At 72.3% G+C, this 10,941-nt stretch carries 11 protein-coding genes; all 11 read right to left on the reverse strand.

Annotated features, from left to right (window positions below; translation table 11 throughout):
• Window positions 1-13: 13 nt before the first annotated feature.
• The gene (locus tag IG84_RS0135865; protein ID WP_031067197.1) at window positions 14-2,317 is read right to left on the reverse strand and encodes an SDR family oxidoreductase; all 2,304 of its coding nucleotides are present in this window, start codon (window positions 2,315-2,317) and stop codon (window positions 14-16) included.
• 1 nt (window position 2,318) lies between these two features.
• Window positions 2,319-3,254 carry an aromatase/cyclase gene (locus tag IG84_RS0135870; protein WP_031067199.1) on the reverse strand — a complete coding sequence of 312 codons (936 nt, stop codon included), beginning with the start codon at window positions 3,252-3,254 and terminating at the stop codon, window positions 2,319-2,321.
• Window positions 3,255-3,300: 46 nt separating this feature from the next.
• On the reverse strand, window positions 3,301-4,086 hold the full coding sequence (gene fabG / locus IG84_RS0135875; protein ID WP_031067201.1) for a 3-oxoacyl-ACP reductase FabG: 786 nt from the start codon (window positions 4,084-4,086) through the stop codon (window positions 3,301-3,303).
• A gap of 94 nt (window positions 4,087-4,180) precedes the next feature.
• Window positions 4,181-4,444, reverse strand: a complete 264-nt coding sequence (locus tag IG84_RS0135880; RefSeq protein WP_030265815.1) for an acyl carrier protein — start codon at window positions 4,442-4,444, stop codon at window positions 4,181-4,183.
• A 59-nt stretch (window positions 4,445-4,503) separates the two neighbouring features.
• The gene (locus IG84_RS0135885) at window positions 4,504-5,718 is read right to left on the reverse strand and encodes a ketosynthase chain-length factor (protein WP_031067203.1); all 1,215 of its coding nucleotides are present in this window, start codon (window positions 5,716-5,718) and stop codon (window positions 4,504-4,506) included.
• Window positions 5,715-6,986 carry a beta-ketoacyl-[acyl-carrier-protein] synthase family protein gene (locus IG84_RS0135890; protein WP_031067204.1) on the reverse strand — a complete coding sequence of 424 codons (1,272 nt, stop codon included), beginning with the start codon at window positions 6,984-6,986 and terminating at the stop codon, window positions 5,715-5,717. Before IG84_RS0135890 ends, IG84_RS0135885 begins: the two co-directional genes overlap by 4 nt.
• Window positions 6,983-7,312, reverse strand: coding sequence for a TcmI family type II polyketide cyclase (locus IG84_RS0135895; RefSeq protein WP_030265807.1), 330 nt, complete (start codon window positions 7,310-7,312; stop codon window positions 6,983-6,985). Before IG84_RS0135895 ends, IG84_RS0135890 begins: the two co-directional genes overlap by 4 nt.
• A gap of 50 nt (window positions 7,313-7,362) precedes the next feature.
• A complete protein-coding gene (locus tag IG84_RS0135900; RefSeq protein ID WP_031067205.1) occupies window positions 7,363-8,835 on the reverse strand; it encodes an FAD-dependent monooxygenase in 1,473 nt (490 codons plus the stop codon).
• A gap of 80 nt (window positions 8,836-8,915) precedes the next feature.
• The gene (locus IG84_RS0135905) at window positions 8,916-9,779 is read right to left on the reverse strand and encodes an SCO6745 family protein (RefSeq protein WP_031067208.1); all 864 of its coding nucleotides are present in this window, start codon (window positions 9,777-9,779) and stop codon (window positions 8,916-8,918) included.
• Between the two features lie 2 nt (window positions 9,780-9,781).
• Window positions 9,782-10,381 (reverse strand): antibiotic biosynthesis monooxygenase, encoded by a 600-nt coding sequence (locus tag IG84_RS38470; RefSeq protein WP_051862837.1) that lies wholly within the window; start codon window positions 10,379-10,381, stop codon window positions 9,782-9,784.
• A gap of 319 nt (window positions 10,382-10,700) precedes the next feature.
• Window positions 10,701-10,941: acyl-CoA carboxylase biotin carboxyl carrier protein subunit (locus IG84_RS0135915; RefSeq protein WP_031060169.1), on the reverse strand; the 241-nt coding region annotated here is incomplete at its 5' end.

Consider the following 10,941-nt stretch of genomic DNA (forward strand, 5'->3'; position numbering starts at 1 on the left):
CGGCCCGTCCGGTTCACCCCAGGAGGGTGCCGCCGCTGGCGTCGAGGAAGGCGCCGGTGACCCACCGGGCGTCGTCGGTGGCGAGGAAGGTGACGACGTCGGCGACGTCCTCGGGCTCACCGACCCGGTTGAACGCGGAGAGCTGCGCCATCTGCTCCACCGCCTCGGGGATGTCGAACACCGGGTTGCCGTTGCGGGTGATGCCCGGCGCGACGCTGTTGACGGTGATGTTGCGCGGTCCCAGGAGCTTGGCGAAGTGCAGTGCGAGCTGCTCGACCGCGCCCTTGGTCATCGCGTAGGCGATCTCCTCGGGGTTGGCGAAGTGGGTCAGCCCGGAGGAGATGTTGATGATCCGGCCGCCGTCCGGCATGTTCTTCAGCGCCCGCCGGATGAGGAAGAACGGCGCCTTGGCGTTGACGGCCACCAGCCGGTCGAACTTCTCGGGCGTCGTGTCGTCCACGGAGACGCCGCCCATCTCACCGGCGTTGTTGACGAGGATGTCCAGGTCGGTCGTGCCGGTGCGCTCCTTCAGGCCCGCCTCCAGGCCGAGGAACAGCTCGTGCACGTCGCCGGGCACGCCCAGCTCGGCGCGGACCGTGAAGGCCCGGCCGCCCTCGGTCTCGATGGCGGCGACGGTCTCGGCGGCCGCCTCCTTGTTGCTCGTGTAGTGCACGGCGACCAGCGCGCCCTCGCGCGCCAGCCGCACGGCGGTGGCCCGCCCCATGCCGCGGCTGGAGCCGGTGACCAGTGCCGTCTTTCCGTTGAGCCTGCCCATGGTGTTCCCTCCCTGCGCGGCCGCGGACGCGGCCGGGTTCGTCAGTGGTGCGGCCGGCCCGGTCAGGCCGAACCAGCGGTACAGCGCGGCGTCCAGGCCGTCGGTCGTCCGTCCCGTCCACACGAGGTGGCCGTCGGGCCGGACCAGGACGGCGCCGGCCCCGGCCAGCGGGTGGTCGTCCGCGCCGCCGGCCAGGCGGGCGGAGAGCACGGTGACCCGGTCCTCGCGGCCCGCGGCCGCCCGGTGCAGCGGCGCTTCGGCGTCCTGCTCGCCGGACAGGTCCAGCAGCAGGCCGCGGCCGGTGCGCAGCAGGGCCGCCGCGGTGGTGGCGCTGCCGTCGGTGCGGAGCAGCGGGGTGTGCGGGAGCCGGGCGCCCAGCAGCGGGTGGCCGCCGGTGCCGACGTCGTACCGGACGTCCAGGCCGGAGATCATGCCCGCCAGGTGGGCGCGTACCGGCTCCTGGGCGATCAGCTCGGCCAGTACGGACCGGACCGCCTCGACCTCGGGACCGCCCAGCAGCAGCAGTGCCTGCGCCTGGATGTTGGACCGGACGCGGGCGCCGACCGCGTGCCGTTCGGCGTGGTAGCTGTCCAGCAGGCCCTCGCTGCCGAGCCTGCGGACCTGGATGGCGAGTTTCCAGCCGAGGTTGACCGCGTCCTGGAGCCCCAGGTTCAGCGCCTGTCCACCGATGGGCATCTGCTGGTGCGCGGCGTCACCGGCCAGCAGGACGCGCCCGTCGCGGTAGGCGGTGGCCTGCCGGTCGGCGTCGCCGAAGGAGTTGACCCACAGCGGGGTGCCGCCGCTGATGTCCTCCCCCGTGACCCGCTCCCAGACCGCCGCGACCTCGGCGAAGTCCGGGTCGCCGGTGCGCGTGCCGGCCGGCCGGCCGAACTCGTGCACCATGACGCGGGTGACGCCGTCGTCCCGCCGGGCGGCGATGGCCAGCCCCTTCTCCAGCCGTTCGAAGCGCCGGTTGGGGATGTCCAGGCCCGCCACGTCCGCGCGCAGCAGCTCGCGGGTGGCGTCCCGGCCGGGGAAGGCGGCGCCGGCCAGCCGGCGCACGGTGCTGTTCTCGCCGTCACAGCCGACCACGCACAGCGCCGACAGGGTGACGGTGGTGCCGTCCCCGGTCACCGACTCGACCTCGACGCGGTCGTCGAGGACCGACAGGCCGCGGACCTCGTGCCCGCGGCGTACGTCGGCGCCGAGCGATCGCGCCCACTCCCCGAGGAGTTCCTCGGTGCGGTGCTGCGGGACCTTCCACTGGCCGGGGTGGCTGCTGTCGAGGGTCAGGTCCAGGGGGATGCCGCCGAAGTGGCCGCGCGGTTCGCGGGGCGGGGTGCCCAGCTCCTCCAGGAGGCCGCGCGAGTCGAGGATCTCCATGGTGCGGGCGTGCAGGGTGGAGGCCCGCGACTCGGTGGTGGGGGACGTACGCGCTTCCAGCACGACGACCTCGGCACCGCCCAGCCGCAGTTCCCCGGCGAGCATCAGCCCTACGGGGCCCGCCCCAACGACGATGACCTGGGTGTCCAGTGCGGCCATCTCAGCGTCGCGCCTCGGCGTGGTCCTTGGCGTGGCCCAGCGTGGCCCGGCTGTTGGTGCTGAGCGCGGTGCGCACGTACTCCGTGGCCTCGGCGACGCCGGCCTCGGGCCCGAGGATCCGGGTGATGTTCTCGGTGTTCAGGACGACCGTGTGCTGCGAGGTCGCGGCCACCCCGTCCGCGGTCTCCTCGAACGTCCACCGGCCGGTGTGCAGGGTCATCAGCGCCGGCAGCGTGACCTGCTTGTACGCGATCTTGTGGTGCGGGAAGCAGACCCGGTACGACTTCGTGGTGTGCGTGGAGCCGTCCTTGGCGCGGGTGTCCATCTCCAGGCTCTGCAGCCCGGGCGTGGTCTCCTCCAGGCGTACCGAGGCCACGTGCGGGAGCCGCTCCTGCCAGAGGTGCGCCTCGTTGATGAAGTCGTAGGCGTCCTTGGCGGAGCCGGCGATGTGGACCGTGTCCTCGAAGGAGAAGGTCAACTCCGCCGAAGCGTGCGCCAGTTCCACGTTGGTCTTCAGTGCGGCCAGCTCCGAGCGGGAGTTGCGGTCGACGGCCTGGTCGATCCACTCCAGGGAGTCCGGGTCGTCGTCGATCGCGCGGTAGTCGTGCAGCAGCCGGATCCTGGACTCGTCCGCGCCGAGCGGCTCGATGATCCAGGTGCCGCCCATGGCCGCGACCGGCGGCGCCGACACCTCCTGGCGGAAGGTGATCCGCAGCGCCTCGGGGTCGAGGGTGCGGCGCGACGTCCAGTTCTTGGCCTCGCCGTTGGCGGTGGCCCAGATCCGGATGCGCTCCTCGTTCGCGCCCTGCTCGACGTGGTCGACATAGAGGGTCGGCGGGAAGATGCGGGGCCAGTTCTCCACCTCGGCGAGCAGGCGGTAGACCTCGGCGGCGGGGGCCTGCACGGTGATCTCGTGCTCGACCTCACGAACCGTCATGTTGAGCTCCTTGGGAATCCTTGGAAAGAGGAAGAGAAGAGGGGGATCAGAAGTTGCCGAGGCCGCCGCAGACGTTGAGCGCCTGCGAGGTGATGGAGGCGGCGGTGTCGGAGGCGAGGTAGCCGACCAGCCCGGCGACCTCCTCCGGGGTGGAGTAGCGGCCGAGCGGAATCTTGGACTGGAACTTCTCGAGGATCGCGTCCTCGGTGGCGTTGTACGCCTCGGCGTAGCCCTGGCGGACGCGCTGCGCCATCGGGGTCTCGACGTAGCCGGGGCACACCGCGTTGACGGTGATACCAGTCGGGGCCAGCTCGTTGCCGAGGGCCTTGGTGAAGCCGACGACGCCGTGCTTGGAAGCCGAGTACGGGGCGCCGAGGACGACGCCCTGCTTGCCCGCCGTGGAGGCGATGTTGATGATGCGGCCGCGGCTCTTGTGGCGCATCCGGCCGGTGTTGAGCACCTCACGGGTCATGCGGAAGACGCTGTTGAGGTTGGTGTCGATGACGTCGTGCCACAGCTCGGTCGCGATGTCGGCGGTGACGCCGCCGCCGCTGCGGCCGGCGTTGTTGACCAGGACGTCGACGCTGCCGTGGCGGTCGACGGCGGCCTGCACGAAGGCGTGCACGCTCGCGTCGTCGCGGACGTCCAGCTCGGCGCCGTCGGCCTCGATGCCGTCCTCGCGGAGCTGCTTGACGGTCCGTGCCACGTTCTCGGCGTTACGGGCGCCGAGGAAGACGGTGTGACCCTGCTCGCCCAGGAGACGGGCGGCGGCCAGGCCGATGCCGCTGGTGCCGCCGGTGATGAGGGCGAGGCGTCCGGTGGTGCGGGACATGAAGGGACTCCTTGTGTCAGGGCCCGGCCGGTGCCGGGAGGGGGCGGAGGAAGAGGGGCGGCCGCGGGTGAGGCGCGGCCGCCCCGGGAGCGGGTCAGGCCGCGGAGAGGGCCAGGTGGGCGTTGACCGTCTCGATGAGCGCGCGCGGCGTGGCGGCGTCGGTCAGCGCCGAGTCGTCCAGCGTGATGCCCCACTCGCGCTCGATGCGGCCGCCGGTCTCCAGCAGGGCCAGGGACTCGTAGCCCAGCTCCTCGAAGTCGGTGTCGAGGATGTCGCCGTCCAGGTCGACGCCCTCGTCGGCGCCGGCGCCCTCCAGGAGGATGCGCTTGAGGTCGTCCAGGGTGAATACAGCAGACATGTGCGTTCCTTCGGTTCGGATCATGGGTGTCCCGCGCCGTTGCGGGACACAGCGGGAGGTCAGCCGTCGGCGCGGAGCACGACGGCGGAGTTGAAGCCGCCGTGGCCGCGGGCCAGCACCAGCGCGGTGCGGACCTCGGCGGTGCGCGGCTGGCCGACGACCAGGTCGAGGCCGTAGGCGGGATCGGGGTCGGTGTGCACGGTGGGCGGGATGAGGCCCTCGTCCATGGCCAGCAGGGCGGCGGCCACGTCCAGCGGAGCGGCGCCCGAGTACAGCCGGCCGGTCATGGTCTTCGGCGCGGTCACCGGGACGCCCCGGGTGCCGAAGACGGTGCGCAGCGCGTCCGCCTCGGCCCGGTCCAGCTCCACGGTCCCGGCGGCGTCCGCGAAGACGACGTCCACGTCCTGCGGGGCGCAGTCGGCCTCGTTCAGGGCCAGCTCGATGGCGCGGCGCAGCCCGGGCTCCCCGCCGGTGCCCGGCTTGGGGTCGAACGTCGCGGCGTACCCGACGAGTTCGCCGTAGATACGGGCGCCGCGGGCGCGGGCCGCCTCGGTGTCCTCCATGACGAGGAGGGCGCCGCCCTCGCCCGGCACATGGCCGCCGGCGGCCGCGTCGAAGGGCACGTAGGCGCGGTCGGGGTTGTCGCTGGTGGACAAGCGCCCGCTGGTGAGCTGGGCGGCCCAGCCCCAGGGGCAGATCGAGGCGTCCACGGCACCGGAGACGATCAGCGGGGTGCCCTTGCGGATCTGGCGGCGGGCCTGGGCCAGCGCGTCGAGCCCGCCGGCCTGGTCGCTGACGAGGACGCCGCTGGGGCCCTTCATGCCGTTGCGGATGGAGATCTGCCCGCTGTTGACGGCGTAGAACCAGGCGAAGGACTGGTACGCGCTGACGTACTGGCTGCCCTGGCTCCACAGCTTCTGCAGCTCGTTCTGGCCGAACTCGAAGCCGCCGGAGGAGCTGGCGGTGATCACGCCCATGTCGAAGGCGGGCTGCTCGCCGGGGACGATGCCGGCGTCGGCCAGCGCCCAGTCCGCCGCCACCAGCGCCATGCGCGTCATGTGGTCGGTCTGCGGGATCAGCCGGCTGGGCAGGTGCGCCGCGGCGTCGAAGCCGGGCACCTCGCCGGCCAGCGTCGCCGGGTAGGACGAGGCGTCGAAGCGGGTGACGCGGCCGATGCCGCTCTTGCCGATCCGGGTGGCCGCCCAGAAGTCCTGGGTGCCGAGCCCGTTGGGAGAGGCGACTCCCAGGCCGGTCACTGCCACGGAGGCGGTCATGCCTCGCTCCTTTCGGGCCGGGCGAGCACCATCGCGGACTGGAAGCCGCCGAAGCCGCTGCCCACGGTCAGCACGGCGTCGGTGCGCTGCTCGCGCGCGGTGACCGGGACGTAGTCCAGGTCGCATTCGGGGTCGGGGGTGTGCAGGTTGGCCGTGGGCGGAACGACGTGGTGCTCCATGGCCAGCGCGCTGGCGGCGATCTCGATGGAGCCGATGGCGCCCAGCGAGTGGCCGACCATGGACTTGATGGAGCTGACCGGCGTCGCGTAGGCGTGGTCGCCCAGGCTCTTCTTGAACGCGGCGGTCTCGTGGCGGTCGTTCTGCTTGGTGCCGGAGCCGTGCGCGTTGATGTAGTCGATGTCCTCGGCGTTCAGCCGCGCCTCGGCCATGGCCACGCGGATGGCCTCGGCCATCTCCGCGCCGTCCGGGCGCAGCCCGGTCATGTGGTACGCGTTGGAGCGGGTGGCGTAGCCAGCGATCTCGGCGTAGATGTGCGCGCCGCGCGCCTGGGCCGCGCCGAGCTCCTCCAGGACGAAGAAGGCCGAACCCTCGCCCAGTACGAAGCCGTTGCGGGTGTTGTCGAAGGGCCGGGAGGCCGTCTCGGGGCTGTCCTGGCGGGGCGTGGTCGCCTTGATCGCGTCGAAGCACGCCATCGTGATGGGCGAGATCGGGGCGTCCGAGGAGCCGGCGATCATGACGTCGGCGCTGCCCTCGCGGATCAGCTCGACGGCGTGGCCGACCGAGTCGATGCCGGAGGTGCAGCCGGTGGAGACCACGGTGGCCGGGCCCTGCGCGCCGGTCGCCCAGGCGACCTCGGCAGCGAACGAGCTGGGGACCAGGTAGTCGTACAGGTGCGGTACGGCGTAGGTGTGGTCGACCAGGTCCAGCCGCCCGCCGTCGCTGACGGTGCGGTACTCGGTGTCCAGGCCCATCGTGGCGCCGACGGCGCTGCCGACCGTGACACCGGTGCGGTACGGGTCGAGGTCCGCGAACTCCAGGCCGCTGTCGCCGAGGGCCTCGCGGGCCGCGACGACGGCGAACTGGGCGGCCCGGTCCATCCGGCGGATCTCCTGGGGGGACAGGCCGTGCAGCTCGGGGTCGAAGTCGATCTCCGCCGCCACCCGGGAGCGGAAGGAGGAGGCGTCGAAGAAGGTGATGGCGCGGGTCGCGGTGCGGCCCTCGCTCAGCAGGCTCCAGAAGTTCTTGGTGCCGACACCGCCCGGGGCGAGGACCCCGATGCCGGTGATGGCCACGCGGCGGGCGCTCACGCGGATGCCTCCCAGTTGTAGAAGCGGGTCGCCATCGCGTCGGAGGGCGAGCGCCAGGTGGCCGGGTCGTACGCCTCGATGAAGGGCTTGAGGTCGTCGCTGATCTGCACGAAGCGGGGGTCGGTCTTCGCTTCCTCGATGAGCGCGCCACCGTTGTCGGTGTCGAAGTCCTGCAGGTGGAAGTAGAGGCCGCGGTACGAGAAGAGCTGGCGGCGGCGGGTGCCCATGCGGTGGGGCATCTCGGTGCCGTCGAACTCCCCGAAGAGGCGGGCGACGTCCTCGGCGGACTGCGGGTTCATCCGCGCGACGATGAGGGTGCTGTGCATAGGTGGGATCTCCTTGTCGGCCGGTGGGAATCCGGCGCTGTGGGCGTGGCTCAGCGGGCGGGGCCGAACCACCGCTCCAGGGACATGGGCAGGTCGTCGTGGCTGCCGGGCGCGGCCCAGGCCACGTAGCCGTCGGGGCGGACCAGGACGGCGGTGGTGCCGGCCAGGTCGCTGCCCTCGGCCGGGTCGGCGGTGGCGGTGACGATGTCGACGCGGTCCGACCAGCCGGCCGCGCGGCCCCGCAGGACGGGGTTGTCGGCGAGGTCGAGCAGGACGCCGCGGCCGGAGTGGAGCAGCGCGGTGCTGCCCGTGGTGCGGCCGTCGGGGCGGGTCAGTTCGAGGTCGGGCATCCGGCGGCCGAGCAGCGGATGGGTGCCGCCGCTGGTCTCGTACCGGATCTCCAGCCCGCTGACCATCGCGGCCAGGTGGCGGCTGACGTCCTCGTAGCCGATCAGCTCGTTCAGGACGTCGCGCAGCGGCTGGATCTCGGCGCCGGAGAGGAACAGCAGGCCCTGCGCCCGGGTGTTCATCAGCAGCCGCCGGCCCACCGCGTGCCGTTCCTCGTGGTACGTGTCCAGCAGGGCCTCGGGGGCGCGTCCCTGGACGACGGCGGCGAGCTTCCAGCCGAGGTTGACCGCGTCCTGGATGCTGGTGTTCATGCCCTGGCCGCCGGCCGGCAGGTGGATGTGGGCGGCGTCGCCGGCGAGAACGACGCGACCGCGGCGGTACTCGGTGACCTGGCGGGTGGCGTCCCCGAAGGAGCTGACCCAGACCGGCTCACCGTGCGAGATGTCCTGGCCGGTGACGCGCTTCCAGCCGGCGACGATCTCCTCGTAGGAGGGGGCGCTGGTGCGGCGCTGCGGCGGGGTGCCGCGCTCGCAGAGGATGAGGCGGGTGATGCCGCCGGGCAGCGGCCCGACCATCACCATGCCGCCGTCGAACGTCTCACCGATCATGCGCGGGTCCAGGTCCAGGCCCTTGACGTCGGCGAGGAACATCTCCAGCGTCGACGCGGTACCGGGGAAGTCGAACCCCGCCGCCTTGCGGACGGTGCTGCGGCCGCCGTCGCAGCCGACCAGGTAGCCGGTGCGCAGCGTCTGCGTGTCCCCGCCGGGCGTACGGACGGTGACCTCCACCGCGTCGCCCTTGTCGACGAAGGAGACCAGTTCGTGGCCGCGGCGCAGGTCGGTGCCCAGCTCGCCCACCCACGCCTCCAGGACCGCTTCGGTCTGGGACTGCGGGATGGTCTTGGCGGCCTGGTGCGCGCCCTCCAGCACGGCGAAGTCGACGGGCAGGCCGCCGAAGTGGCCGACGTTGCTGGTCTCGATGTCGCCGAAGCGGGGCAGCAGCCCCCGCTGGTCGAAGATCTCCATGGTGCGCGCGGTGAAGCCCAGCCCGCGGGACTCACCGGTCCGCTCGGGCAGCCGCTCCAGGACGATCACGTCGACCCCGGCGAGCCGCAGCTCTCCTGCGAGCATGAGGCCGGCCGGGCCGGCCCCCACAACTATCACTGCAGCGTCCATTGCCTCTTTCTCCTTGGGTGGGCGGGGTGTCCCGTCGCGCGCGACGGTTCGCACCGGGGTTCGGCGGTCGGCGGCCGCGGTCACGCGTCGGCGAAGACCGGCAGCAGCGGGGCGGGAAAGACCCCGGTGCCGGCGGCGGTGTTCACCAGGCGGCGGCACAGGGTGGTGAGCCGGGCGACGCCTTCGGCGCCCAGATGTGCGTACGGAGCGGCGTCCAGGCGGTCGGTGTCCCGCTCGACCTGTGCGCGCAGTTCCCGGCCGCGTGCGGTCAGGGCGCCCTCGGCGTCCAACAGGCCGCGGTTGCGCAGCCGTTCCTCGGCGGCGGACCAGTCCTCGTCGGTCCAGCCGCGCTTGGTCATCACGAAGGCACGGGGCATGCCCCCGGGCCCCGCGGAGTGCGAGACGAGCCCGTCCAGGCCGGCCAGTCCCGCGTGGCTCAGTACCGCGAAGTGCCCGTCCCCCCGGTACTCCCGCAGCAGGGTCGCGGCGTGCCAGAGAGCCAGGTGCGGCTCGTCCGGTACGGGGAGGTCGGCGTGGGCCGCGTACAACGGGCGGCCGGCCCGTTCACAGCCCTCGGCGGCGCGCAGCGCCAGCTCGGCGGCCTCTGCGGTCCCGGGCGCTTCGGCGATCTCCTCACCCAGGCAGCGGCGCAGCGTCGCATCGGCCGCGCGCAGGCGCTCCGCGAGCACCTTGGCGGGGGCCACGCGCTCCCACAGAGCGGGGAAGTGGCTGGCGATCAGCCGGTGGTGGAAGCCGTTGGTGACGGCGGTGAGGGCGCCGGGGCCGACCGGGCCCAGGGCCGCGGTCCGGGCGGCGAAGTACCCGGCCATCGGGTCGTCGACGCCGTGGACCGCCAGGTTCTCGTCCAGGTCCGGGGTGAAGTAGACGAGCGAGTGAAGGGAGTTGAGGTAGAACTGGCAGCGGTTGGCGGGAGTGCTGTCCATGGTCACGGCCGCACCGCGCTGTGGTGGAGGTGGTAGCGGGTGTAGCCGATGGGCCGCACCCCGGGGATGGCCTCGTAGGCCGCGCGGGCCCGGCCGGAGCAGGCGTCCCGCAGGAAGGTCTCGTGGGCCTCGTCCGTCGTCCACTCCGCGTAGTTGAGCACCCGGGTGCCGTCCACGCTGGTGTGGAAGTGCGTACCGAGCAGCCCGTCCTTCGCGTGCGGGCCTTCGCGCCCGACGGTGCCGACGATCTCCTCGATCACGTGGCGCTGGCACAGCGGGCCGTCGGTGTCGAAGGACGCGGCGACCATGCAGCCGGGGGGCTCGGCGGTGGCGCCGTCCGGTACGAAGCTGCGGTACAGCCGGTACTCCACCGCCTCCGCTGACGCGGGCCCGGCCAGGGCGCGGGTGAAGGGGCGGTAGGCGGTGGCGGAGGCGCACTGCGCGTAGGTCAGTACGGTGTCGCCGGCGGCGCTGAGGTAACTGCTGAAGGAGAGGATGTCGGCCGGCCACTCGGCGGTCTCCCACTGGGCGGTGACCTCGTCCAGGTCCTTCAGGGCCGTGGTGCGGTCAGCGGTGTACCAGTGGCTGACGAACACCGCCACGGCCCCGGCGCGGCGTATGTCCGGGAGGGTCGGGTGACACAGCAATTTACTGCCCTCTCTGTTGGCGGTGGTCCAGGAACGGTGCAGGATGCGGTGCGCCGGGCGGCCGGCCGTAACGGCCTCGGAATTCGCTCCGGATTTCCCGGGAAAATACCGGGTTAATTCTTCTCGACCGGACGACGGTGTTTGCCTTGCGGCCGATATCTCTATTTTCGCTGCCCGGTCCGTGCCACTCAAGGCATTCCGTGTCAGATGAATGTCAACTTGCGTCAGGTCTTCGCGACACCGACGGGCCGGATATTCAGCCCCTGTTTTCGGGTCAGTCCTTGATTTCGCAGATGACGGCGCCGGCGGTCAGCGAGGCGCCGATCTCGGCGGACAGGCCCTTGATGGTGCCGGAGCGGTGCGCGTTCAGCGGCTGCTCCATCTTCATGGCCTCCAGGACGACGACCAGGTCGCCCTCCTTGACCTCCTGGCCCTCCTCCACCGCGATCTTGACGATGGTGCCCTGCATGGGGGAGGCGAGGGCGTCGCCGGAGGCGGCGGAGCCGGACTTCTTG

The sequence above is a fragment of the Streptomyces ochraceiscleroticus genome (assembly GCF_000720485.1).
In the GTDB taxonomy this organism is placed as follows: domain Bacteria; phylum Actinomycetota; class Actinomycetes; order Streptomycetales; family Streptomycetaceae; genus Streptomyces; species Streptomyces ochraceiscleroticus.